Raw genomic sequence first — 26,115 nt, 5'->3', positions numbered from 1 at the left:
TTATTATGCCAATTGGTACAACTAGTACAGCAATACTTTTAAACATAAATAAACCAAAACATACTAGAACAAGTCAACAACAAGAACATAAAAGTTGATGATGAGAAATTTTAGAAATGATTGGTGTACAAGTAATAGCAGTAGCACTTGCTCCTTTTACTGGTGGATTAAGTGAAAGTTTAGCACTTGGTTTAGGTGCAAGTGATTTACTTGCTAGTATTAGTGCTGTTGGTGTAGAGTTTTTAACTGATTTTACTATTAATCAAGTTTATGATTATTTAAAAGGAAATGTTACACCATTAAATACTTTTTTTAATATATTACCTGCATTTGCTGGACTTAATAGAATTAGTCGTGGTTATCGTACAACTAAATTTATTAGTTTAGCAGAAAAAACTAAAACATTAGAACAAATTGGCATTAAAAAAGCAAAAAATTTACAAGAAATCATTAGTCAAGTAAGTGGAAAAGAAATTTTAACAGATAAAATTATTGGAAATAAACGTTATTTATTTAATTATAACCATGCTCCAAATCGCGAAACAATAATACAAAATTTAGGTTTTGTTGCTGAAAGACAATATAAAAATAATTTTGCAAAATTAGAAGTACAAGAATTAAAAAATTATTTATTATTACAAAATGAATTAATAAAGTTAAGTCCACAGTTAACTCCTAAATTTAAAATTAAAGATATTGATAAAGCAAACAATTTTTTACAAAAATATAATACTGATTTAAAAGAAGTATTAAAAATGAACCAACATGACTGATTAAATTTAGTTAATACAATACATGCAGAAAATAGATATGGAAAATCTTTAATTTTAGATTTACAAAAAATTCGTGCTAATGCAATTAAATTTAATTTTAAAAATAGTTCAATTCATAAATTAGTATTAAAAGCAAATCAAACTTTTAAATATTTTGATATTAAATTTTATTTTAAAAAAGGTTTAAATAAATTTTGAAAAGATACTTCATATTTTGAAAAAATAAGAATAAATATTTATAAATTACAAGAGAAATTCGAAAAATTAGAAAAACAAGCATTTGAAAAAATTAATAAATTAAAAGAAAAAACAATTGATGTATTTACAAGTGCTGAAAAGAAAGCAATTAAACATGCACAATTAATTCCATTAAATTCACCAGTATTTATGGCTTGTAAAATTCAACCTTTATCATTAGATAAATGTGGAATTACTATTTATCATCGTAATCCTAAATATAAACCAATTGTAGTTATTGATAGTATTATCAAAGCAGAAACTTTTGTTATTCAAATACATCCATTTCATTGATATAGATGATATAGCGGTTGATATATTGGATATGGAGTTAGTCAAAATAAATGATTAAAAAGTATTGCTTTTGCTCTACTAGTTGTACAACAAATGATTAAAGATAGTTTTAAAATTTATAGGCAAATATTAAGGACAATTAGAACTTATCATAAAGTAGTTAATGTTATTAATAATCCTATTGATAATGTCAATAAATCATTTAAAAGGGTGGGTTTAAAATTATCAGTTAATACTGTATTTGGTACTGGATTGTTAAGACATTTAGAAAAATTTGCATATAATCAAGTTGTAAAAAAAGGAAAGAAAAAATTACAAAAAGAAATTATACATATATCACATAGAAAAACTAAATCAAAAACCAAACGTTATAAAAAAGCATTTTTTAAGGAATGATAAAATATGATTAATAAACTTTGAACTGGTGTCAGTTTAGAAAATTATAATAACTGATATCCATTAACTGGAACAATTACAGAAACACCACGACAATATATAAATACATGACCAAATGTTGATGATTGATTTAAAACATTTGCTATTCGTGCTCAAAATGATATTAATGCTTATCTTGATTTTATTTTATCTAAATTTCCTTTTGATAGTTTTAAAGATGAATTAATTAAAGAAACTTTAAGAGATATGGTTTATGTTATGGTTGAACATTGAGTATTTAATCGTACACCAATTGAATTTAATGTTGATGCTACTATTCAATTTAATAATGGTAATCAATTTAGTGCAAGTAGTACTCCTACGATTAATATTTGAGATTTAGCACCTAGTAGAATGAAAATATGAGCAAGATTAACAGAATTAAAACAAATATTTTCAAATTATAATAATGATGAAATAGATGTTGAAAAAATTGACTTAAAAGCATTTTATACTAGAAACCAAGTTAATGAATTAATTCAAGAACAAAAAGAATTTACATTATCAAAGCAAATAAAATTATATGATGATACCATTAATGGTAATAAAAATGAAACATATAGGGGACCAGTTACAAATTTAATAAATAAAGGTTATGTTGCAACAGAATATGACTCAAAAACTGAAACTATGATTTTAGATTGACCTAATGAAATTGGAACATTACCACCTGATGTTTTACAAAACAATCCACAAATTGGTGATTATACACATGCACCAACTTGTGATTTTTCTGCTAAACAACAAAAACGAATTACTACAAATGAAAATGAAATTACCAAATTAAATAGTGAATTAATTAAAACAAACGAAAATATTAATGATTGCTGAATTATACTTGTAAGTGCAAGTAAATAAAATTGCAAAAAATTCTCATATAAAAATTTCATAATGCTAAATTTAGTTTAGAAAAAAGTAAGGAGTTTTTATATGAGTTATAAACATCTTGGCATAGATGAAAGGATTTATATTGAGAATCAATTGAAATTTAAATTTAAAATTAGTGAAATAGCTAAAAATCTTAATCGAAGTATTAGTACTATTATTCGAGAAATTAATAGAAATAAAGATAATAATCATTATTTTTCATTAATTGCACAAAATAAAGCTGAAAATCGAAAACAATCACATATTAGTTTTCATAAGTTTAAAAATAAGAATTTAGTAAAATATGTACAACAAAAATTACTATTAGGTTGATCACCTGAACAAATTTATGGCAGAATTAAAAATTTTCATAAAGAGTGAGTTATTAGTTTTAAAACAATTTATACTTGAATTTATTTTGGAATGCTTGATAAAGTTACTAGTAAAAATTTAAGAAGAAAAGGTAAAAAACGAAAATCTAAAGAAAATCGTGGCAAGTTTAATGGTAAATCAATTAAAGAACGAGATATAAATGTTAATGATCGTATAACACTTGGTCATTGAGAAGGAGATACTATAGTATCATCACGAGGTAAAAGCAAATCATGTTTAATAACTTTAGTTGAAAGAGTATCACGATTTACTTTAGCAATATTAGTTAAAAACAGAACTACTAAAGTTATTAATAAAAATGTCAGTTATTATTTATCAATTCTTCCTAAAAACATTGTTAAAACTATTACTTTTGATCGTGGCAAAGAATTTTCAAATTGACAACAACTTGAAAAAAATTTAGATGTAAAAATTTATTTTGCCAATCCATATTCACCTTGACAAAGAGGTACTAATGAAAATACTAATGGTTTAATTAGAGAAAAATTTCCTAAAAAATTTATTTTTTCAAAAACTAATAAAAATGAAGTTCATAAATTTATATTGTCTTTAAATCAAAGACCGAGAAAAATACTAAATTATCTTTCACCAATCGAATATTTGGATAGAAAAATAATTTAGTTGCACTTACCTTTACAATTTAGCAAATAAATAAAAATAAAATAAAACTTATTAAAGAAAACTTTAATAAGAATTTTTGAGTTATAAAAGTAAGTATTATTGTTGACTAATATTTTTGAAGTGTTAAGATTAACTTACAATTGCATATTGAAGTCTAAATTATTCTCGTCTAAACTTATAATTTAAAGACAAATTTGAATATTATTGACAACATCGGTATGCTCCCATTTTTAACATTTTATTTTTCCTTTTTTATTTGGATATTTAATTTAATAAAAATCCTAATATAGAAAAATAGCTATATTAGGTATATACATTTATTAAATTAGAATAATTATATCTAAAAATATGAAATAATACTATTTATTTTTACTATTTATTTTTTATTATTGCTTTTCTTAATGATTATGGACAAATCTTATTGAGATTTTTAATTTAATTTTTTTGAAATAAACTTATATGTTTATTAAATTTTCTAGTTCTGTTATAATGAAAGTATATTAATTTAAAGTAAAATAGTTTTTAATTTATAATTTAAGATAGTCAGGGGAATTATAATGACAAAGAGATTCGGTTATAATTTATTAGCATTTGTATATTTTTCAAATCAACGTCGCGGTACTGCTAAATTAGTTTTGAAAAAAAGTACATGTAAACGTATTATTAAAATTTACAAGAAAAATAAAAATTTACAAATAAGTGATAAGGTAAGATTATTATCTAATTTGTTAAGTAGTAATATTGTTTCTAAAATTTCAGCTTTAGCAGAAGAATCTTCAATGCCATATACTTTGATTGATAAAATAGTTTTTGTTATTCTTGAACAATGAGAACTATTTTTACAATGAAGTAAAAAAAATAACAAATGCTCTTATTATTACTGTTAATAAAAATCTAGAATTTAGCGCTGATTGAGTAGGTAACGAGAATATTTTTGCAGAGTTAATAACCGAATATACTATTAATTATAAAGAATTAGGAATGAACACCATTATTAAAAATAATGGTTTTTCTTACGAAAGAGATGGCATTAAGTATAGTGCTAATGGTATTGCTAAAATTATTTTAACACCATGTTTATGAAAACAATTAGATAAATTAAATAATAGTTTTGGGATATCGCAATATTTAAGGAATGAACAAATATTTTGTTATCTTTCTTTAGAACCAAATTCTGATAAAATTTTAAATTATGCTTTTGAACAATTGGCAGTTTTAATTTTTAATAATAAAAAATATGTTAATGATGCTTTTCTTAAGTTTAAAGTAGGTGTTGTTTTAGAATTTGAAGCAGTAGTGCATGAACAATTTCAATTAAAACAAATTTCAGCAATGAAAGTTAATAGCGAAGAATTAAAATCATATATATTATTTTGAAGTAAAAAATAAGGTAATACTATACTAGTATTACCTTAATTAATATATTTTAGAAAAATTGAATAATGATTTTATGCTAATCATATCATTATTATTTTACTATTAATTGTTTATTCTTATTATTATTGTTGACTTTAAAGAAATAGTTTCTTGGTTTTTTACTAAAGCAATAGAAAGTGTTAGTTCATCTCCGTCTGTTAAATTATTTGGACGAGGGAATGCTCCTCTTCTTTCAAAACTTATAACATTAAATTTTGCTTTTCAACCAACTAATTGTTCAAAGTTATTAAATTTAATAGCTTTTTCAGTTTTGCTTTTGCTTATTAATGGTACTTCTGTTTTATCTTTTAATCATTTATTAACAGTTTCTTCTAATTTATAACCCGCTTGGAAATGCTCAATAGAACTTCCTTCATAAACAAATTCATTATAACTTAACTTAGCAGGACTATCACTTGCAAAAATATTAAATAAAGCATCAGTTCCAGTCATTACTTTTACTGTATATTTATCCCCTAAATTTGTTTGACCATCTTCTTTAAAGAATTGTAAATTATATGTCCCATCACCAACTACAAGTTTTTCATCATCATTTGGTTCTACAAATTTACTAGTAGAAACTTTTATATTAGATATTTTATTTTTAATTTTAGCAACTTCCGCTGCATCAAAAGTACCATCTTCAGGTGTTGTTCCTGATGTTAATTTCTGTTGTAAAACAGATTTTAAAAAATAGAAACTGTCTTTATCTTTAGCTTTGACTTGACCAGTAGTTGCCTCATTTTCTAATAATTTAGTAACTAAAATATCGGAATTATCAATTCAGAAAAAGGATGTATCTTTTTCTCAATCAAGTCTAATAGTTTTTAAACCTTTTCCTTCATCATTTGTTAAATCTAAATTTATTGATACTTGATCTAGTAATATTTTTACTTGATCTTCTTTGTTGTTACCACAAGCTATAACAGTAGTTACTGGCACTGTTGTTATGACACTAGCACCTAATAACTTTAATAATGTTCTCATATTCCTCATTTTTTTCTTAACCTCCTCAGTTAAATCTAGAATAGATGTGAGAAATTATCTTCAATAATCTTATGTAAAACATATTATTTTAAATAACTCACTAATACTATTATAATACATAAAAAAAATTTTATGGTTTTTTTACACCTTTAAGAGTTTATTTATAAATTATTAATAGTAAAATTAAATAAAAAACACTTATAATTTTATTTTTTAATATAATCAAAATATATTAAAAATATTTAAGATTTTAATTAAAAATTAAAATCATATTAGTATTTATTGTTATAAAGTAATATCTGAAAAAAATAAAAATAATAAAGTATAATATTTCTATAAATAAAAAAATATAAGTTTTTGACCTATTGTTTAAGTTTTAAGCAAGTAGGTTTTTTATTTTGAAAGGGGAAAAATATGAATTTAAAATCTTTACTATCTGAAATAAAAGTTGATTATAAAGAAATTATAGAAATTTTTAGAAAAATAGAAGCAAAAAAGGAAAATATTAAATCATTATGAGATGAATTAAGTAAGTATAAACAGCAATTACAGAAAGAAAAAAGTGATGATAATATTAACCAAAAATTATTAATTATTTATAAAGTTTCTGCTTTTGTTGAAGAAATGTTGTTAAATTCTTGTCAATCAACAGAATATGATCCTGCTACTGGAAAAATAATTAGAGACAGTAAAATGAGTGAAAATTTTGTAAATGATTGAAATAATATTAATAAAATATTAGAACAAATTTTTTTACCAGAAGATGAAGTTGTAGAAATTTCAGAATTAGCAGATGATCAATTAAGTCTACTAAATAATGAACAAACGCAAACAGATCGTGAATGTGAATGTTTTCCCAAACGATGTTTAATTTTATAAAAATGAAATAAAAATTAAAACTTTTCTCTAATTAGAGAAAAGTTTTAATTAACATAGTGCTTTAAATTCTACTAAAATATTGATTGAGGTAATAAAGTTCCAATACTTAACATTATTAAGGCAAAGACAGTAATACCAATAGTATATGGTCAGATTGATCGATAAAAACTTGTTAGGGGAACTTTAGCAATGGCAAGTCCTGCCATCATTACACCTGCACTTGGTGCAAATAAATTAATTCAACCACTAGACATAACAAAAGTAGTAATCATTCCTGAACCTAATCCTAAAGGAATTACTATTTTTGAAACAATAGGGAAAACAGCTTTTGCAAATCCTGATGTTGAAGGAATAACAAAGGCAATCAAAAGAAAAGCAAAAAAACCAATAATAACAATAGCAAATCTTGGCAATTTATCAATACTTTGCAATTGACCAACAACAACATGTTGCATTCCTGAATGTTGTAATGATCAGCCAATTCCACCAGCAACAGCAATTATTAAAGCAACACCTAATAATTCTGAAGAACCACTAATAAAATTACGAACATATTGTTCTTCGCCTTTTCAATCAATTGCTGCAATGATAATTGAAACAAAGAAAAATAAGAAAGCTAACATTTCAATATTTCAGTCACCAAATGCATTAATTTGACTTGTGAAATATGGAAAATATTTAATTAATGTATTGTGAAAATCATCAAAAATAGTTGTTCCTGTAATTTTACCTCATGGAATAATACAAAGCACCATAATTAAAAATGTTAATCCAAATAGTGCTAAAATAATTTTACGACGTTTAGTAAATTCAGGTATTTCTTCTTTATTAATAAATTCTTCATGATGCTCACTATGTAAGTGAAAAACAACTGATTTTTCGGGATTACGTTTAACACGGATTGCATATCACATAACAAAAGCAATAGTACCGATAGTTGCTAAAAATCAACAAATTAAACGTCAGGTGATTCCATCACCCGGATTTAAACCACTAGCTTGTGAAGCTGTGGCAATAGCAAAGGGATTAAGTGTTGAAAACATAACACCAACACCAGCACCCAATAAAATCATTAATACAGCTGTAACAACATCAAAACCAGCAGCTAACATTGCTGGAATAATAATTAAATAGTAAGGAATAGTTTCTTCACACATTCCTTCAACTGTTCCACCAATCGATAGGATAGTCATAATTGAAGGAATAATTCAAATTTCTTTTCCGTTTAGACGTTTAACTAAACGACCAATTCCTGCATCTAGTGCACCTGATTTCATAACTATGCCAATATATCCACCAATTACTAAAACAAAAACAATAATATCACTGCTACCAATGAAACCTTTAATTGGAGCCAAAAATAAGTCCATGATACCTAATGGCCCACCTTCTTGTCAGGGGTTATCAGTGCTTACAGGTTTTGATTCATCTTCTAATCATTTACCTGTTGTTCCTGGAATCCAAGAAATAATAATAATTAGAGCAATAATAAATAATAAGACTGTAATTGCTGTTGGCATTTTAAATGGAAATAAACGAAATTTTTTCTTTTTGGTAATTCCCATATATGATTAATACCTCCTTCTTTATTTTTTTAAAAGTATTATTATATAATACACTATTTATCATGTAGAATAAAAGATGTTTAAGCTTATTTTTTAAAATAACTTATTAAAAAAGTAGTATTTTTATTTAAGTAACATTATTATAATAATAGTTTTTAAAAAAATGTTATTTTTTTATTAGTATTATTTGAAAATTTAATTAAATATTAGTAGTATTTTAAAATAAAATTAGTTATTATAAATTACATATATTTTTTTATTTTTTTGATTTTATTGACTATTTCATTAATTAATGAAATCACTTTAAAGGTATATAATTATTATAATTGAAAGGAGAATATTATGTTAAAACTTTTTAAGAAAAAAGAAAGGACAAATCATAAATTAACTTTATCAGAATTAGTCTGGTTTGGTTTTAATTATACTGTTGGAATTACTTTTACTGCTAACTTTGCAATTTTAATTAATAAAGATAGTTTAAATTTAGGTTCTCATATGATTTGAATTTTTTTAGTAGAAGGATTAATTGCAGGAACTTGTGCTTGAGCTTTCTCAAGACTTTCAAGAGTACATCCGGGTAATAATGGTGCTGCTTATATTTATGTTAGAAGTAGTTATGGTCGCTTCTGAGGTTGATTAATTTCTTTTTTACAGTATGCTACTTTACCTGTTATAGTTAGTTCACAAATTGTATCAATGATTAGAATTAACTTTACTGATCCATCTTCTTTTTTATATGCTAATTGAGGAGTATGACAACATTTAGGATTAGATTTGATTGGAATTCTAATTTATGGTTTAGCTTCTTGTGTATTATTTTTAGGAATGGCTGCATTTAAAAAATTTGTGAATATTTCTAGTTATTTAAAATGAGGAACAACTTTTTTATTAATCATAGCAACTATTATATTATTTGTGATGGCAGGAACTTCAAATTGAGATATGACTACTTCTCATCAACAATTAACTGCCAATAACTTTTCACAAGCTTTTGCCATGTGTTTCTTTTTCTTTTTAGGATTTGAAACCTATTCAACAATTGGTAAAAATGTTAGAAATCCTGAAAAAAATATTAGTCGTTCATTAGTTATTGTTATGATTTTATCTACTATTTTTTATATGGCAGTAACAATCCTTATGATTTGTGCTGTTGCTGGTAATTTTTCAGATAATCCCAACTTAAGTATTTTTAAAATTTTAGGTGATAAAGCTCATGCACAATGATTAGGAATAATTGGTATCCTTGTAATGTTAATTTGTACTATTTCATTAAAGTCTAATGCTGGAATGCAAAATGCTTTATATAGTGGTGCTATTTTAGAACCATTATCTGTTGAGGGATATATTTCACCTAAATATAAAGAATTATCAAAAGATAACATTCCATTTAAAGCTTCTAGATTAAATTTAATTATTACTTTTTCTTCAGCTTTTGTATGATTAATTTTACCTGATATTATTGGAGTAATAGTTGATACGTTACATCCTGTTTATAAGGATGGACAATTAGTTTTAAGTTCGATTGTTAATTATGGAACATTAACTGCTGAAGCCGGTATTATTATGGTTATTATTTATGTTTTTGTACTTTCCATTGCAATTAAACTATCTATAGAAAAGAAATTGAAAAAAAATATTTTTGAAATTATTATTTGACTTGCAGCAACACTTTTCTTAGTTTGACAATTTGAAGAATGATTAAGATCTTTAATCAATGGTTTAATTTCGGGTGCAAGTCTTATTGGTAAAGGTGGAACTGATACTACAAAAGGAATATCTGATATAACTTCTAATGTTTTACAATTAGTTTATTTAATTGCTAGCATTGCGTTTGCTCTAATTTGATACTTTGCTTATTATAAACCAATGCAAAGAAAAAGAATGCTTACAAATCCTAAATTACAAGAAGAATTGGATAGCGAATTTAGAGTTAAAGATGATTGACCTTTTGTTGCAAAAAATCTACAAAATGAAATTGAAAATTATTTAGTACGTAATGTTTTAATTAATGGTGATTATAAAAACCCTAATTATACGATTGCTAAAAATGTACGTAAAGAATTATTGATGTCAGAAGGCGAATGGCGTGAAGACGAAGAATAAAAAAAGTTTAAAAATGTATTGGTTATTATAACTAATACATTTTTAGTATTTATTATTTTTGACAAATTTTTATAGTAATATTAAAGGTGTTAATAATTAATATTTTTTTATATTATTATAAAGTATATTGATGGTAGAAAGTAAAATATGATGTATAATGTTAATTGGATTCATTTCAATATTATGTTTAGAAGTAATTCTAAATTGTGGTTATTGTATTTGTAGTTCAAAAGTCATATTATTTGAGGTACTATATATGAATATGAAAAATATATTAAGATTAATGGGTGCATTAACATTAACAACAGCAGCTACTACTTCGGTTGTTGCTTGTGGTGATAAAGCTGGTGTAGCCATGAACGTAGAAGTATCAAAACAATTAGGGTTAACAGATGAAAAAGGAGAAGGTGTACAAACAGCTTCACTTGATACAACTGTCAAGGATAATGTTAGTTGAGCTGTTGCTGAAGCATCAGCAATTAAAGCTGGTAAATTATTAGGAGAAGGAGATAAAGCGGCAAATCAAGCATGTTTTGATTTTATTACTAATGTATTAAAAGTTAAACCAAAAGAGGGAACTACTTTTGCTGATGGAGTTTTTGAAGAGCTGTATTAGACGCAATAACTGCTGAAGTTACTAATATTAAACCAGAATTAGCTAAAATGGATGATAGTAAAGATTATGCTATTACTGGTGGTACTTTTAACTTCCAATTTAAAAAAGGTGAAGAGGCACTTGGTGATGTTTATGGCATTAAGTTAAAAGCTGATAAAACAAAAGGTGTTATTGCTGCTGGTCTTGCTGCAATAGCTGGTAAAATTACAATAGCAGATACTGATGTTGTTACAAATTCAAATATTTTATTTGTAAAAGATGGAACTATTCCCGAAGGTGCTAAACAAGGAGCAGCAATAAGTATTGTTGATAAAACAGATAATGGAAAACAATTTATGGCTTTAAATACGTTAACTGGCTTAAAAATTTCTGCGCAAATGGAATCGACTGATGCTGAAGGAACATGAGCAGAAGGTAAAAAAATAGAAATAAGTTATAAAACAGGTGATGTTAATTTTGATCTACTACTGTAAAAACTACATTAACGGTTGCATAATTTTATAAAATAAAAATAATATTATTACTCCTTTTAAATTAAAAGGAGTATTTTATTTTTAAAAAATGTTTATTTTTCATATTTTTAAACATTATAAACATATAGTATATAATAAATATTGGAGAACTTATTATACGATGTTATATTAAAAAAAGTAACTAAGTTATTGATTTATAGTTATTATAATAAGTTTAAAGAATATTATTGGAGGTATATGTGAATATGAAAAATATGTTAAGATTAATGGGTGCCCTTGCATTAACAGTAGGAGCAACTCCTTCAGTTGTTGCGTGCGGTAATAATGGTTCAAATATTCCTAATAATCCGCAATTAAATGGGAAATATGCAGAATTATTAGGATGATATAGTGATGAAAATACAAGTATAATTGATGAAGTAATAAATTTTGATAATCTTGGAACTTGTATTATCACTGCTGACTATACTAATCTTATTAAAGATAATTTGTTTAAAGAAAAGTTATTAGTTGAAGGTTCTGCTGCTGGTAAATGGAAAGCAAAAGATGTTGATGCTGCAACCTTTTTAAGGGAATTGGTATTTACATCTGGTAATCAAGATAATGATTATTCAGAATCCGATGTTGATGCTATTACCAATTTAATTATAACAATTAAAACTGCTGCTCCAGGTGAAATATCAGTTGCTGACACAACTGACTTTAAAGTAGCGGATGGTATTTGTCAAATTGATATTATGAGTAGCAAAACTGCTGCTAAGCTTGTTAAATCTTATAATATTAATATAAAGGCAGCAAATTTAAATGTTTCAAAGGTAATAACAAGTAATATTATAAAAGAACCTTTAACTGATTTCAAACTAACTGCTGATCAAGGATTCAAGGCCGATCAGCCAACTTCTGGTTTTAAATTAGAGTTTACTGATGAATTAAACAAAACAAAGTTTGAGTCTTTACTTAAAGTATTAAATACATCTTTTACAACTCATTTTTTTAGTTCACCTACCGGCACATAAGAAATAAAAACTTTTAATGATGGTGAACCCGCATTTTTACAGTTACATTTTGATAGTGTTATTCTTGCACAAAAAATGGCTGTTGGAACTCCAGGTAAATAATAAATTTTCTAATTAATATAAATTAAATTTAAATCTATAATAAAATATATTATTTTATTATAGATTTACTTTATTTCTAAATAATTTAGTTGTAAAATTAAATAAGAACTAATACTTGATTTTTTAAATCTCTTTTCATTTATTTAAATTGAAAAAGCATTTATTTTATTTAAAGGTGGTAATCAAATGGCAAACAAATCATATTATGTTAATGATAACAATCAATTAAAAAATTATAAATTAGAAAAATATAAAATTGATAATGATTTAAAAATTTTATATAAAGTAACAACAACTTATAATGATACTGAACCTAAAATTTTAAAAGCATTACCAATTGAAGAGTTGGATAATAATACTATTAATTCTTTTTTTATGTTGATCAAACAAAATCAATGTGATAATTTTGCTTTGTATTATGAAAATAATTATGATATTAAAAAAATTAATGATTTGATTACTAATCAAGAACTAAATTTTACATTTGAACAATTAGATTTTTTAAAGCAATTTTTTATTAGTATTAAAAATGTTGCTATTACTATATTTGATATGCGTATTAAGCCAATTATAAATAATACTGTTGATAGTAATAGTAGTAATAATGGTATTAGTAATACTTTTCAATCTAAACCACGAATTTTAAATTAATATTTTTTTAAAATTTAATTTTAGAAAAAAATATCAAAATAAAAACTAAATATTGCTTAATTATAATTAGGTTTTACTGATTAAATATTCCCATATTATCATTTTTATTGACTAGACATTTATAAATGTCATTAATTTTTAAAGCATTAATCTTATCTTTTGCATCAAATTTTAAACTTATTATTAATCCATTTATGCCTTTCATTTTTATGAATGTATTTTTATCATTAGTATATTTATAAATACCATCATTAGTTATTACATATATTTTGCCTTTATTATTTTTATATAAATCAGAAAAAATAAAATCATTATTGCTTTGATGAACATTATTTTTTTTAAACAATCATTTTGTAATGTGATTGTGCTTAAGTTAAAATTACTAATACAATTTTCAATAGTTATTGTAAATGCTAAGGTAGTTAATATTGTTAATATTTTTTTTCATTAAAATCTCTTTTTGTTTTTTTCTATAACTTTTATAATAATAGGTTATTTTATATTTTAAAAACGTAAAAAAGAAAATGCAATAAAAGTATCTAAAAACTAAAAAAATAGTTTAATAGTAATTTTTGAATCTTGAAAATTATAAAAAAATATGCAATTAAAAATTTTATCATTTATATTAGTTTTTTAATAATTGATTAGCGAAATATTTGATCAATAACTCCACCACCAAGACAAATATCACCATCATAAAAAACAGCGGTTTGACCGGGCGTAATAGCGCGTATCTTTTCTGAAAATTCAACCTTAATTTCATCGTTATTAATAAAATTAATAATAACAGCAATATCAGATTGACGATAGCGAAATTTTGCATTACATTTTAAAGAGTTTTTTAATGTACTATTATTAATTCAATTCAATGATTTAACAGTACAACCGCTATTCATTAGTCATTTATTTTCATTATCATTAGCAACATAAAGGATATTATTAGTAACATCTTTTTCAACAACAAAATACGGAACTTTCATTCCTGAAAGATTAATACCTTTTCTTTGACCAAGTGTATAGTAGTAAACACCATTGTGATTACCAATAGTAGTTTTGGTATTAATATCAACAATTTTGCCAGGATTAGCTGGTAAATAATTTGTTAAAAATGTCTGAAAATTACGATTACCAATAAAACATATGCCAGTAGAATCTTTTTTTGTTGCTGTTGGTAAATTATATTTTTTTGCTAATTCCCTAACTTCGGTTTTAGTTTTATTACCTAAAGGAAATAAACTATATTTTAATTTTTTTTGTGTTAATTGACATAAAAAATAACTTTGATCTTTATTATCATCAATTCCTTTTAATAACTGATATTGTTTAGTAATTGGATTGTAGTTAATTCGTGCATAGTGCCCCATTGCAATATAATCTGCTTGTAAATTTTTTTTTGCATATTTTAAAAAAGCATCAAATTTAATATATTGGTTACATAGAATATCGGGATTAGGAGTACGACTTTTTTTAAATTCTTCAAGAAAATAAGTAAAAACATTATCTCAATATTCCTTAACAAAATCAATTCTTTCTAATTTAATATTTAATTTTTGGCAAACAGCTAAAGCATCAAGATAATCTTGTTCTTGTGGACAAATATCTTGATTATTGTTACCTTGTAAATCATTATTTAAAAGTGAATCTCAATTACGCATAAAAAGACCAATAACTTCATGGCCTTCTGCTTGTAAAAGTGCTGCTGTTACTGATGAATCAACACCACCACTCATACCAACAACAATGCGTTTTTTTTCTGTCATTTTTTACTCCTTAATACTTTTCATAAATGCTTAATAATTGTAACAAATATATAATAAATACCCAAATAAATATTTTTAAATTATTGAATTTATATATTGATTATTAAGTGATAATCCTTTATACTAATGTTAAAAAACATAAAAGCAATTTAACAAAATATGGTTTATAACCACTTTTGTAAAGTTTGTTACTAATGTGTTTTTTATGTTTTAATAAAGAAATAGAGAGAAGAGAAAAAATGCCACAAGAAGAAGAGTTATTAATAAATAATGATATAGATAGCAATATAGAAGCAAATACTATTAATAATAGTTGAAGTAGTTTAATATGATCAGATACTAAAAAAATAATTGGAACAGCTAGTTTATTAACAGCAGCAGTTGGTTTGAAAACTGTACAACGAGTATTTCAGGTAGCAGTTACTAGTATTGGATCATTTGATTGAAATAAAGTAAATCCTTTAAATAATTTAGTTGATTTTGGAGTAACTCCAGTACAATTGGTAATTAGTACACAAGCAATGAATTTATGAAAATGGAGCGCAGAAAAAATTTGACAAGAGGGAAGAACAATATTTAATAGAACTGCTGATCAAGAAATGAGTCCGCTTTTATCTTTATATCCCGAAATTGGTGTTGAAGAAGGTTATTCATGTCTTTCAAAAACAGCTATCTTTGGAAAAATGCTAATAGCAAAAGCTGGATATTGAATTTCTAATCATTTTATGATTACGGCTTCTAGTATGTATTCAGTTGGTTCTTTAACTAGTTTAGCTGAATATTGAAGTAAAATTATTTATGGCCCAAATATTTTATCAACAATTATACGAGCAGAAGTTTTATGTTATACTTCTATCTTAATAGATAAGGGTATAGAATATTTAACAAAAACACATATGTGGTTTGCTTTCAAAAGATATTTTAATTGTTTAAATAATAATAATGAAAATGATGAGTTAGAATCATTACTTTCTCAACAATCAAAATGTATGAGTCTTTTAAATTATGTTTGGTTTAATTATCAATGATACTATTGGTAATAAAGTATTAAATAAATATGCTAAAAAACAATGACAGAAATTTTTTACGTCTACTCCAAATAATGAATTAGAGGAAATAGTAACTAATAGTAATTATATGAGTATTAATAGTAGTGATGAACGACAATTAAGTAATAACTTTAATGATGAATTGGTAAGTGTTATTAATAGTATTAATGGTCCTGCTTTTGTTGGTTGTCCTAGAACTCTTTCAATTGCATAAAATTTATTTGAATGAAAATATAAAAAGTCAGAATAAACTATTCTAACTTTTTATATAATTTACCAATTTCTAAACTTCCCAGTGTACTAATAGCACGTACATAAATTAAAATTGATTTTCATAATTCGTCAACTTTAATACATTCATTATATTGATGTTCAGTTGAGTTAGTATGATCAAATATCGCACCAAATGCTACACAATTTGGCATTGCTCTAGCATAAGTTCCACCACCAATTGCAATTGGTTTTGCTTTTTTATCACCAGTAACTTCTTGATAAATTTCCATTAATTTAATAACAATTGTTGATTCTTGTGGCATATATAATGGTTTATCATAATGTTGTTGTTTTATTGTTAAATTATAAGGTTTTAATATTTTTGTTAATCTATTTAAAATTTCTTGTAAATCAGTTTTAACTGGAATACGGATATTACATCCTAATTTTGAACTTTTGCTATTAATTTCAACAATGCCAACATTAATAGTAAAACTTCCAGATTCATCATCTAAATCACCAAAATATTTTGTTAAAGCAGTATCTTCTTGTAAAATATCACCAACAAATTTAATTAGATTATGTTCAACTTTAAGTTCATTTAAAATTAATAAACTTCTTAATCCTGCATTAATTCCTTCATCTGGTCGTGACCCATGTGCTGGTTTACCATGAATGGTAATTTGTTGATTATTATTTTCAATTCGATATTTCTTATTTTTCCCAATTTTAACAAATGATTCAATATCAACACCATTAATATTACTAGTAGAACAAGTGACATTGTAAGCATCACCTGCATTAATAACAATGGATTTATGACCTGTACCAATAATATCTAAGTTAATAATTCCTTTTTCAGCATATACTAGCGGAAACATACCATCAGGAGTAAAACCAAAAGTTGGAGTACCTTCTTGCTTCATATATGTGTTAATTGAATCTCATGTTGTTTCTTCAGTTAAAACAAAGATAACTCTAATTCGACGATTTGGTTGATAGCCATGATCTTTTAAATATTTTAAACAGTATAGAATAATAATTGTTGGACCTTTATCATCTAATACACCTCGTCCATATAAAATATCATTAATAATTTCTGGCGAAAAAGGTGGAATTTTTCATTCTTCTAAATTACCTGGTGGTACAACATCAAGATGACCTAACATGGCAAATATTTCTTTACCATCACCATATTCTAAATATCCATACTTATTGTTTTTATCACGATAAGTTTTAAAACCTAATTCTTGTCCTAAATTAATAGCATAATCTAATACTTCCTTAACACCAGGCCCATAAGGTGCTGCTGTTGTGGGTGGTTGAGCATATGATTGAATTTTAACAATTTCTTTTATTTTTGTTAGTGCTTGTGGAAAATATTTTTCTTTTAGCAATTTTTCATTGAATTCCATATTTATTCACTCCTTGATATATAAATTTAAATAGTAGTATTAGTTATAATATCAACTATTAAATCATTTAACAATAATCAGGAACTATTTGTGCAAGATAAATGATTATTTTTTATTTTTATTTGTTTATTTTTGATTAATTTACTAATCAGTGGCTGCTCTAGAATATTATCATTTTTGTTAAATTTTATTCCCTTTTTTAGTAATAAACCTTGTATTAATTTTTGGATTAAAACTTCATTTGTTGATAAAATACTATTTTTTTGATTGTTATTATTAATGTTATTGCTTTATCTTCTTTTTTAATATATGAAACAGCATTTGGACCAATTCCATAATAGTTTTCTAATAAACAATATGCAATAATATATTTTGATTGATTATTAGTATTTTTACTATAACTATAGTATTCATAGTTATCATATTTGTGCTTTTTTAAGAAATTATTAATATATCTTTTAATAGTAAGATTTTGTTTGTGATTATAACTATCATAGCTAATGTGAGGTGTTTTTAATTGCATACATATTTGTAAATCATTATTAACATCAATTACTGTTTGATGAGGAAGATTATATTTTAAATCAATTGAGAAATTATTAATTTTTAAGTTAATAGCATCATTAATAATTTTTGGCGGTTGTCAAAAATCCGGAATAAATTAAATCGTTGTAGTCTTATTATAAATTTAGACAAGAAATAATTTGGATTTTTATGAAATTGTAAATTTATCTTACTACTAATTTAAAAATATTACAATTAAAATACTCAATTTTATAAATTATAAAAACATTTTAATAATTTAATTAACATAAATATATAACAAAAATTCTTATTAACTTTTAATTTAATAAGTTTTTTTAATTTTTTATTTTAAAATAAGTAAAATTATGTTTTTAAATTTGCTAAATTGTAAAGGTAAGTGCAACTAAATTATTTTTCTATCCAAATATTCGATTGGTGAAAGATAATTTAGTATTTTTCTCGGTCTTTGATTTAAAGACAATATAAATTTATGAACTTCATTTTTATTAGTTTTTGAAAAAATAAATTTTTTAGGAAATTTTTCTCTAATTAAACCATTAGTATTTTCATTAGTACCTCTTTGTCAAGGTGAATATGGATTGGCAAAATAAATTTTTACATCTAAATTTTTTTCAAGTTGTTGTCAATTTGAAAATTCTTTGCCACGATCAAAAGTAATAGTTTTAACAATGTTTTTAGGAAGAATTGATAAATAATAACTGACATTTTTATTAATAACTTTAGTAGTTCTGTTTTTAACTAATATTGCTAAAGTAAATCGTGATACTCTTTCAACTAAAGTTATTAAACATGATTTGCTTTTACCTCGTGATGATACTATAGTATCTCCTTCTCAATGACCAAGTGTTATACGATCATTAACATTTATATCTCGTTCTTTAATTGATTTACCATTAAACTTGCCACGATTTTCTTTAGATTTTCGTTTTTTACCTTTTCTGCTTAAATTTTTACTAGTAACTTTATCAAGCATTCCAAAATAAATTCAAGTATAAATTGTTTTAAAACTAATAACTCACTCTTTATGAAAATTTTTAATTCTGCCATAAATTTGTTCAGGTGATCAACCTAATAGTAATTTTTGTTGTACATATTTTACTAAATTCTTATTTTTAAACTTATGAAAACTAATATGTGATTGTTTTCGATTTTCAGCTTTATTTTGTGCAATTAATGAAAAATAATGATTATTATCTTTATTTCTATTAATTTCTCGAATAATAGTACTAATACTTCGATTAAGATTTTTAGCTATTTCACTAATTTTAAATTTAAATTTCAATTGATTCTCAATATAAATCCTTTCATCTATACCAAGATGTTTATAACTCATATAAAAACTCCTTACTTTTTTCTAAACTAAATTTAGCATTATGAAATTTTTATATGAGAATTTTTTGCAATTTTATTTACTTGCACTTACAAGTATAATTCAGCATTATATTTATGTTCGTGCTTTTCAATGTTGTTCTTTTGCAATATTTTTATTTCCTTTTGAAGAAATTTTAGTTTTTCAAGAAGGGTAATTTTCACCTTTACTTTTTGCATTAACAATATTCATTGGATCTAGATTATATAATTCAGTTGTTCCTTGTTGACTAGTAGGACGATGTAGAACAATAGTTCAAGAGTAAGTTTCTAAGTTATCTGCTGCGCTATAATCAGTGGTAAATGAATCACGAAACATTCAAGCACCACCATAATCTTTACGATATAATTTATCACTAACACCATCAATTATTTCCGCTTTTTCTCAAACAGCTTCAATTTGTTCTAATGTTCAATGGTGAGTAGTAACTTTTTGCACTTCGATTGTTTCTTTTTTTGTATTTGTATTTGTTTTCTCTATTATTGGTTGTGTTTCTTCAACAGTTATTGTTGTTGCTTGTTCATTAAAATTAGATGTTTCAGATTCAGAATAACTACTGTCTTTAACATCAAAACCACCTTGATTTTTTGGTTGGTAATTAGTTTCGCTATTAATATTACTTTCTGTTGTTGGTGATTTTGAATATATTGTTGTATCTTCTACACTTGTTTTTTCAACTGTTGGTTCTGAATATATTGTTGCATTTTCGATATTATCATTAATTTCTTCTTCATTTGTAATAGATTCGGATTTAAGATTAGTAAGAGTACCTGGTGTTGGTGAAACAGTTTCGGCATGATAAGCACCTTGCGTTGGTGTTTGTGATAGTTCATGATTAGTATAATGGACAGTTGCTGTTGAAGGGTTAGTGATTATTTTTTCTTGTGTTAGATCTTGCTTAAGAACAGTATTGTTAGTTTCTTGGTTTGCTACTTGTTGTTCTTCATTATTTTGAGGTACTGGTATTGGTACGACGTTAGGAAGCGTTATCGTATCATCAACTTCTTGTTTTGCTATTACTGTTTCTTGTTTTGCTTTTGGTTTAGCAATAGGCATTAATAGTGTATTTGATTTGTATTTAGAGGTAATATTAATAATTAATCAGAGACTGTGGATTAATAAAAGTATTGCAAATAGTTCAGCCAACATTCATGGTAAAAAAGCTATTAGAAAGTTACCAGTTGTATTGATTATTTCGCCGTCTTTTTTATTAGCTAAGAAAGTAAAAGTTTTAAATCTAAAAATAAAAAATACAATAAGAAAGATAACAAATATTGCTGAAAAAATAAAACTTATTAAACAAAAAAGTGCTGATACACTATTTTTAGTTTTTAAAAAAATAAAAGGTACGACTACTAATGCTAAAGATAAACCAGAGACTATGAAAACAATAATACTTATTATATTGAAACTAATTTGTAAATTAGAATTAGGTTGTTGTGGATTATTGAATCATTTAATATAGTTATCAATTGCATCTCGACCAATAGTTGCTCATAAAGCCCAACCTATCATTAAACTCGTAGTAATTAGAAGGCCATTAATAAGAATTGTTAATTTGCTATATAGACCAATACGATAAATTTTTGGTTCTTTCATTGAACTAGAATTTATTTCCTCTATCATAAAAATACCCCAATCTATTTTTAATATACTTACTCTTTTTATAATTATATCAAATTAAAAATTAAGATAGTGTCGTGTAATTAATTGGACTGGAAAAATTAATAATATTAATATATTATTGACTATTAATATTAGTTTTTAAATAAAATGAAAGTCTTTTTATTAAGATGATAATATTTACTTACATTTTATAGTGTTAATAAAATTAGTAATAAGCATATTTATTGATAGACTAAAAAAATAAACTATAATCTTAATTACTAATTTAATAAAGTTAATTCCTAATATAGAAATTTATCTATATTAGGAATTTTTATTAAATTAAAGTTTTAGAGAAAAGGAAGATAAAAAGATATGTTAAATAAAACAGTAAAATAAATAAAAATAATAATTTTCGAATAACTATGTTATTTAAATAATGAATTTATTAATAGTTAAAATATTAGGTATTAATGGAGAACTTGGTCATATAATAAAATTAAATAAGATTATTAATTTGAATGGAGAAAATTTATGAATAAAGAAAAAAGTCAAACAAAGATTAGTCATTTAGATAGATTAAAGTTAAAAACATCACCTAATAAAAAAGCGGCTGCGTTAAAAATACTTTGAGTAGCAGCAACACAAGTATTTCGTAAAGAATTAACAACAGAAATAACTATTTCAAAGCAATTATTAGGATTAGAAAAAGAATGTTTACAATCAGTAGTATTGAACTGTATTAATAAAGATTATAAGCAAATAATTTGAACTAAAAATATTTCTTTACCCCTTGATGAACTATGTTTATCATTTGGTATGTATAAATTAAGTGTTACTTTGAAAAATCCAAATAAAGAGGAATCTAATTATTCTGGTTTATTAAATACAAATGATAAATCTGAAGAAACAATAGTATATGAATTATTATTTGATGGAAAATGATTTAAAATAAATGATATTGAAAGTTCCAATATGAATTTGGCAGAAAGATTAAAATACAAAATTAATGAATTAGAAAGTAATTTAGAATGTGATAGTGATTTTGATGACATCGAAAAAAAGAAATTAGTGCAATTGATTTACAAACTCAATAATCAACAGTTAAATCTAAATTAAACTTACCAAACTTGTAAAAAATATTATATGAAAAAAAGATTTCAATTGAAATCTTTTTTTCTATATTTGTAAAATATTAAAAAGTTTATTGCATAATTTTAAAACTTTAGCAAAAATAAGTGTAAACTAAATAAACCTATTGTTTTTTATTTTCAGGCTGAATTATACTTGTAAGTGCAAGTATAATTCAGCCTGAAAATAAAAAAGAAAAGTATCAAATTGAATCCGAAGAAAAAACAAAAGAAATATGATCAGAATTTCAAGAATGAAAAAATAAACTAAAAGAATTAGAAAAAGAAGCTAGTGAAACTAGAGTAAATGGATTTATTCCAGAAGAAGATAATAGACAAAAATCACCAGCTAGAACTATGAAAAGAATGGGTCTATAACTTTAAAAAAAATATTATAATTTTAATTTACCAAATTTATTACTCTATACACAATATTGAAAATTTGGTAAATTAGTTTTATTTTTTATTTGAAAGTTATATAATAACACATAAGTAGTTACAAAATACTTAGATTTTAGAGAAAGGAGAAAGTATTAAAGAAGGGAGAAATAGAAAGAAATATGCAATTTTATTTACAAGCTGATGTTGGTCAAGCTGTTATAAATACATTAAAAGCTTGAGGATTTTGAAGTGCAATTTTAGCAACGATATTTGTAATTTTTTTAGGTTGATTTTTAACGAAGAGAGGGACATTTAAAAAAGACTGAGAAGCAGTTTTAATTAAAATTGTTATGGTTGTTGGTTTACCATCTTTAGCTTTTGATGGTTTTATGACAAATACAACAACAGAGCAAGTTAAAAAGCAAGTTGCAATTTTACTAGTTGGTTTTTTATTCTATATGATACTGGGAATAGTTGCTAAATATTTTTATATTAAATATGATAAGGATATTCAAGATACATTAGCAATGTGTACTGTATTTGATTCAACAACATTTTTTGGAATTCCTGTAGTAACAGCACTATTTGATAATGGAGCTGCCACCTTACCAGCTAATATTTTTAATATTCCATATCGAATATTTTTATATTCATTAGGGTTTATTGTAATGAGCAAACCTATTAAAGCAGCAGTAGTAACAAAAGGACAAACTGGTGCTGATTTTATTGTTGATACAAAACTAAATACTGATGGATATGCACAAATTAAATCAGAAATGAAAGTAATAAAAAGAGAAAATTTAATAAAGAATGTAAAGCAGATTTTTTTAAATCCAATTTTAATTGCAACTATGGTTGGATTTATTTTTTGAGTTACACAATTAATTCCTGGAATTGCTATTGTTCCTGATCAAAATGATATTACTAGTGGTCAACATTTTTTACCATTACGATTAGATAATACATTTCCACCATTGTTTAAAGTAACAAAAACTTTAGAGGCATTATGTACGCCATTAGCATGATTGGCAATTGGAATTACTTTAGCAAAAGGTAATTTTAAAGATGCTGCACAAGATAAAAAAGTATGATTTGGAATGGTAATGAAAATTATTTTTGCACCATTATTTGGATTAGCATTAGTTTGTGCAGTTGCGGCAATTGGAAAAGAAACCGGAGCATGAAAATTAGATACTGTTGGATTAGGCGTTATTGTAATTATGTTAGCAGCCCCCCAGCATCAGTTATTGTTGCCTATTCAATTGCTTACAAAAAACAGCCATTGTTAACAAGTAATTTAACATTAATTGCTACATTATTTTCAATTATTTCATTACCATTTTGAGTAATTATTACTACAGCGATTGGCACAACACCGTTATTTAGTTAAAATATAAACAAAAGAAAGGGAATAAAAATATTGCAAAAAAAATTAAAATGGTTTGTTATGGTGTTCGTAAAACAGAAAAGCTTTTTTTTGAAACATTAAATAAAAATTATGGATATGATTTAAAGTTAATTGAAGAGTATTTAACAAAGGATAATATTGAAACGGCAAAGGGACATGAAGCAGTAATGGTTCGTGCTAATTGTGACTGTTATGAGCAAAATTTATTAAAAATGAAAGAATATGGCGTTAAATATTTATTAACTAGAACTGTTGGTTATAATCATATTGATTTAAAAAAAGCTCATGAATTAGGTTTTAAAATGGCATATGTACCTGGTTATTCGCCCAATGCTGTTAGTGAATTAGCAGTAAGTATGGGAAACGGCTTACTTCGAAATTTATTTTATAGTGCTAATCATCAACAAAATCATAATTTTAAAATTGATGATTTTATGTTTGCCAAAGAAATTCGTAATTCAACAATAGGAATTATTGGAACTGGCCGCATTGGTTATCAAGCAGCTAAGGCATGACATGGAATGGGAGCAAAGGTATTAGGATATGATATTTATGAAAGTGATCAAGCAAAAAGTATTCTAACTTATTGTGATTTAAAAACTTTACTTAAAGAATCGGATTTAATTTCATTACATTGTCCATATATTAAAGAAGAAAATTACCATTTAGTTGACAAGAATTTTTTAGCAAAAATGAAACCTGGATCAGTTTTAATTAATGTAGCTCGTGGTGAATTAATGGATTTACAAGCAGTTTATGATGCAGTTAAAAGCGGTCATTTAAAAGGTGTTGGTTTGGATGTTTTAGAAAATGAAAGCAAAGTTTTTTTAAAGATTTTGCTGGAAAACCAACTCCCGATAATATTACAAATAAATTATTATCATTATATCCACGTGTTATTGTGACACCACATATTGGATCGTATACTGATGAAGCTGTTAAAAATATGATTGAAATTACTTATGAAAATTTAAAAGTAATTTTATCTGGTCAAGAATGTAAAAATAAAATTTAATTTAATAATTGATTATAGTTATTTTACATATTGTATATGAAAAAAATAATATGAATATTAATATATACTAATGTATTATGTTATAATAACATCAAACTTAATATAAGTTTTTTACCTATTTACTTTATTTTAAAGTAAATAGGTTTTTTATTCTAAATTTCAAATAAGGAAGATTAAAAGATATGCCCATTATGGAAAAAAGAGAAAAATTAAATAATAAAGTAAAAAATAATGTTACTCCCATTGAACTTATTGCAGCGGGTGTTGCAGCGGGTAGTACTATTGGAGTTGTTACTGGCGCTGCAAAAGTTGTTGGTATTGGTGTTGCGGCTGTTAATTTAGTTGCCTCTACGGTTGCTAATGCTGCTACTATTGTTACTGGTGATGATGGGGGTGATGTTGCTAATATTGTTACTAATGTAGCCTCTATTACTTGTGCAGCCGGAGGGGTTGCTATTCTTGGTACTCCTACTATTATTGGTTTAGTTGCTGGTGGAGCTGCTGTTGGTGCCATTAGTGGTGCTATCGATGGTGGTTTTGAAATAACTCAAATGTTAGCAAAAAAAGATGATGAAAAACAAGAAGAGCAAAAATTAGATTTTGAAGGTTCAAAAAAAATTATAAATTCAAATTTAGAAAATTTATATTATTCAACAAGTGTATACAATTCTAATACATCAACAATGTAAAAGGTAATTTATTAAAACACATCAATTTCTTCTTTACTAAAAAAATAAAATATATTTTTTAAATTTATTACTTTAAAATAAAGTAATAAATTTTATTTTAATTTTAT

General features: G+C 24.6%; 25 protein-coding genes and 1 pseudogene. 18 read left to right on the top strand and 8 right to left on the bottom strand.

All coding sequences use genetic code 4. The features are described from left to right. The first annotated feature begins 5 nt into the window (after nucleotides 1-5). From AAHM79_RS07045 to AAHM79_RS07025, 5 genes are all read left to right on the top strand, one after another. The gene (locus tag AAHM79_RS07045) at nucleotides 6-1,703 is read left to right on the top strand and encodes a hypothetical protein (RefSeq protein ID WP_342257484.1); all 1,698 of its coding nucleotides are present in this window, start codon (nucleotides 6-8) and stop codon (nucleotides 1,701-1,703) included. A 3-nt stretch (nucleotides 1,704-1,706) separates the two neighbouring features. Further along, entirely contained in the window at nucleotides 1,707-2,597 is an 891-nt protein-coding gene (locus tag AAHM79_RS07040; RefSeq protein ID WP_342257483.1) for a hypothetical protein, read from the top strand. 72 nt (nucleotides 2,598-2,669) lie between these two features. Continuing rightward, nucleotides 2,670-3,620, top strand: a complete 951-nt coding sequence (locus AAHM79_RS07035) for an IS30 family transposase (RefSeq protein ID WP_338979395.1) — start codon at nucleotides 2,670-2,672, stop codon at nucleotides 3,618-3,620. A gap of 557 nt (nucleotides 3,621-4,177) precedes the next feature. Next, nucleotides 4,178-4,507 (top strand): hypothetical protein, encoded by a 330-nt coding sequence (locus AAHM79_RS07030; RefSeq protein ID WP_342257482.1) that lies wholly within the window; start codon nucleotides 4,178-4,180, stop codon nucleotides 4,505-4,507. 94 nt (nucleotides 4,508-4,601) lie between these two features. Then, the gene (locus AAHM79_RS07025; RefSeq protein ID WP_342257481.1) at nucleotides 4,602-5,009 is read left to right on the top strand and encodes a hypothetical protein; all 408 of its coding nucleotides are present in this window, start codon (nucleotides 4,602-4,604) and stop codon (nucleotides 5,007-5,009) included. Between the two features lie 90 nt (nucleotides 5,010-5,099). On the opposite strand, the gene AAHM79_RS07020 is transcribed toward AAHM79_RS07025, so the two are convergent. Further along, nucleotides 5,100-6,023 (bottom strand): hypothetical protein, encoded by a 924-nt coding sequence (locus AAHM79_RS07020; RefSeq protein WP_342257480.1) that lies wholly within the window; start codon nucleotides 6,021-6,023, stop codon nucleotides 5,100-5,102. A gap of 414 nt (nucleotides 6,024-6,437) precedes the next feature. On the opposite strand from AAHM79_RS07020, the gene AAHM79_RS07015 reads away from it, so the two are divergent. Further along, on the top strand, nucleotides 6,438-6,902 hold the full coding sequence (locus AAHM79_RS07015; RefSeq protein ID WP_342257479.1) for a hypothetical protein: 465 nt from the start codon (nucleotides 6,438-6,440) through the stop codon (nucleotides 6,900-6,902). Nucleotides 6,903-6,973: 71 nt separating this feature from the next. Here the strand turns inward: AAHM79_RS07015 and AAHM79_RS07010 are convergent, their stop codons facing one another. Beyond that, nucleotides 6,974-8,272: a YfcC family protein gene (locus AAHM79_RS07010; protein WP_342257478.1), complete on the bottom strand. Its 1,299-nt coding sequence runs from the start codon at nucleotides 8,270-8,272 to the stop codon at nucleotides 6,974-6,976. On the opposite strand from AAHM79_RS07010, the gene AAHM79_RS07005 reads away from it, so the two are divergent. The 6 genes from AAHM79_RS07005 to AAHM79_RS06980 all read left to right on the top strand — a co-directional run bounded on the left by AAHM79_RS07005 (nucleotide 8,238) and on the right by AAHM79_RS06980 (nucleotide 13,428). Then, nucleotides 8,238-8,477, top strand: coding sequence for a hypothetical protein (locus AAHM79_RS07005; RefSeq protein ID WP_342257477.1), 240 nt, complete (start codon nucleotides 8,238-8,240; stop codon nucleotides 8,475-8,477). The two genes, AAHM79_RS07010 and AAHM79_RS07005, sit on opposite strands and share 35 nt — an antisense overlap. 332 nt (nucleotides 8,478-8,809) lie before the next feature. Then, nucleotides 8,810-10,570 (top strand): APC family permease, encoded by a 1,761-nt coding sequence (locus tag AAHM79_RS07000; RefSeq protein ID WP_342257476.1) that lies wholly within the window; start codon nucleotides 8,810-8,812, stop codon nucleotides 10,568-10,570. Between the two features lie 256 nt (nucleotides 10,571-10,826). Further along, on the top strand, nucleotides 10,827-11,186 hold the full coding sequence (locus tag AAHM79_RS06995) for a hypothetical protein (protein ID WP_342257475.1): 360 nt from the start codon (nucleotides 10,827-10,829) through the stop codon (nucleotides 11,184-11,186). 47 nt (nucleotides 11,187-11,233) lie between these two features. Continuing rightward, nucleotides 11,234-11,659 (top strand): hypothetical protein, encoded by a 426-nt coding sequence (locus tag AAHM79_RS06990; RefSeq protein WP_342257474.1) that lies wholly within the window; start codon nucleotides 11,234-11,236, stop codon nucleotides 11,657-11,659. 239 nt (nucleotides 11,660-11,898) lie between these two features. Beyond that, complete coding sequence (locus AAHM79_RS06985; RefSeq protein ID WP_342257473.1) at nucleotides 11,899-12,675, top strand: hypothetical protein; 777 nt, start codon at nucleotides 11,899-11,901, stop codon at nucleotides 12,673-12,675. A gap of 288 nt (nucleotides 12,676-12,963) precedes the next feature. Beyond that, the gene (locus tag AAHM79_RS06980; RefSeq protein ID WP_342257472.1) at nucleotides 12,964-13,428 is read left to right on the top strand and encodes a hypothetical protein; all 465 of its coding nucleotides are present in this window, start codon (nucleotides 12,964-12,966) and stop codon (nucleotides 13,426-13,428) included. Nucleotides 13,429-13,501: 73 nt separating this feature from the next. On the opposite strand, the gene AAHM79_RS06975 is transcribed toward AAHM79_RS06980, so the two are convergent. Next, nucleotides 13,502-13,774 carry a hypothetical protein gene (locus AAHM79_RS06975; RefSeq protein ID WP_342257471.1) on the bottom strand — a complete coding sequence of 91 codons (273 nt, stop codon included), beginning with the start codon at nucleotides 13,772-13,774 and terminating at the stop codon, nucleotides 13,502-13,504. Nucleotides 13,775-14,072: 298 nt separating this feature from the next. Next, complete coding sequence (mnmA, locus tag AAHM79_RS06970; RefSeq protein ID WP_342257470.1) at nucleotides 14,073-15,188, bottom strand: tRNA 2-thiouridine(34) synthase MnmA; 1,116 nt, start codon at nucleotides 15,186-15,188, stop codon at nucleotides 14,073-14,075. 239 nt (nucleotides 15,189-15,427) lie between these two features. On the opposite strand from mnmA, the gene AAHM79_RS06965 reads away from it, so the two are divergent. Next, nucleotides 15,428-16,228, top strand: a complete 801-nt coding sequence (locus AAHM79_RS06965; protein ID WP_342257469.1) for a hypothetical protein — start codon at nucleotides 15,428-15,430, stop codon at nucleotides 16,226-16,228. Further along, on the top strand, nucleotides 16,194-16,451 hold the full coding sequence (locus tag AAHM79_RS06960; protein ID WP_339039993.1) for a hypothetical protein: 258 nt from the start codon (nucleotides 16,194-16,196) through the stop codon (nucleotides 16,449-16,451). Before AAHM79_RS06965 ends, AAHM79_RS06960 begins: the two co-directional genes overlap by 35 nt. 37 nt (nucleotides 16,452-16,488) lie before the next feature. On the opposite strand, the gene AAHM79_RS06955 is transcribed toward AAHM79_RS06960, so the two are convergent. The 4 genes from AAHM79_RS06955 to AAHM79_RS06940 form a co-directional block, all read right to left on the bottom strand. Further along, nucleotides 16,489-17,865, bottom strand: coding sequence for a Sapep family Mn(2+)-dependent dipeptidase (locus tag AAHM79_RS06955; RefSeq protein WP_342257468.1), 1,377 nt, complete (start codon nucleotides 17,863-17,865; stop codon nucleotides 16,489-16,491). A gap of 229 nt (nucleotides 17,866-18,094) precedes the next feature. After that, a complete protein-coding gene (locus AAHM79_RS06950) occupies nucleotides 18,095-18,388 on the bottom strand; it encodes a hypothetical protein (RefSeq protein WP_342257467.1) in 294 nt (97 codons plus the stop codon). Between the two features lie 405 nt (nucleotides 18,389-18,793). Further along, entirely contained in the window at nucleotides 18,794-19,744 is a 951-nt protein-coding gene (locus tag AAHM79_RS06945) for an IS30 family transposase (protein WP_342257466.1), read from the bottom strand. Between the two features lie 111 nt (nucleotides 19,745-19,855). Continuing rightward, nucleotides 19,856-21,379, bottom strand: a complete 1,524-nt coding sequence (locus AAHM79_RS06940) for a hypothetical protein (protein WP_342257465.1) — start codon at nucleotides 21,377-21,379, stop codon at nucleotides 19,856-19,858. Between the two features lie 540 nt (nucleotides 21,380-21,919). On the opposite strand from AAHM79_RS06940, the gene AAHM79_RS06935 reads away from it, so the two are divergent. The 4 genes and pseudogenes from AAHM79_RS06935 to AAHM79_RS06920 all read left to right on the top strand — a co-directional run bounded on the left by AAHM79_RS06935 (nucleotide 21,920) and on the right by AAHM79_RS06920 (nucleotide 26,008). Next, nucleotides 21,920-22,504 (top strand): hypothetical protein, encoded by a 585-nt coding sequence (locus AAHM79_RS06935; RefSeq protein WP_342257464.1) that lies wholly within the window; start codon nucleotides 21,920-21,922, stop codon nucleotides 22,502-22,504. Nucleotides 22,505-23,075: 571 nt separating this feature from the next. Beyond that, nucleotides 23,076-24,185, top strand: a complete 1,110-nt coding sequence (locus tag AAHM79_RS06930) for an AEC family transporter (RefSeq protein WP_342257463.1) — start codon at nucleotides 23,076-23,078, stop codon at nucleotides 24,183-24,185. Between the two features lie 148 nt (nucleotides 24,186-24,333). Continuing rightward, a pseudogene (locus tag AAHM79_RS06925) lies at nucleotides 24,334-25,319 on the top strand (NAD(P)-dependent oxidoreductase). 182 nt (nucleotides 25,320-25,501) lie between these two features. Further along, nucleotides 25,502-26,008: a hypothetical protein gene (locus AAHM79_RS06920; protein ID WP_342257461.1), complete on the top strand. Its 507-nt coding sequence runs from the start codon at nucleotides 25,502-25,504 to the stop codon at nucleotides 26,006-26,008. Nucleotides 26,009-26,115 lie beyond the last annotated feature (107 nt).

It is taken from the genome of Spiroplasma endosymbiont of Nomada ruficornis (genome assembly GCF_964030795.1).
GTDB lineage: Bacteria > Bacillota_I > Bacilli_A > Mycoplasmatales > VBWQ01 > Spiroplasma_E > Spiroplasma_E ixodetis_A.
Note: the sequence above shows the minus strand (reverse complement) of the source record. Positions and strands in the feature narration are given on the sequence as shown.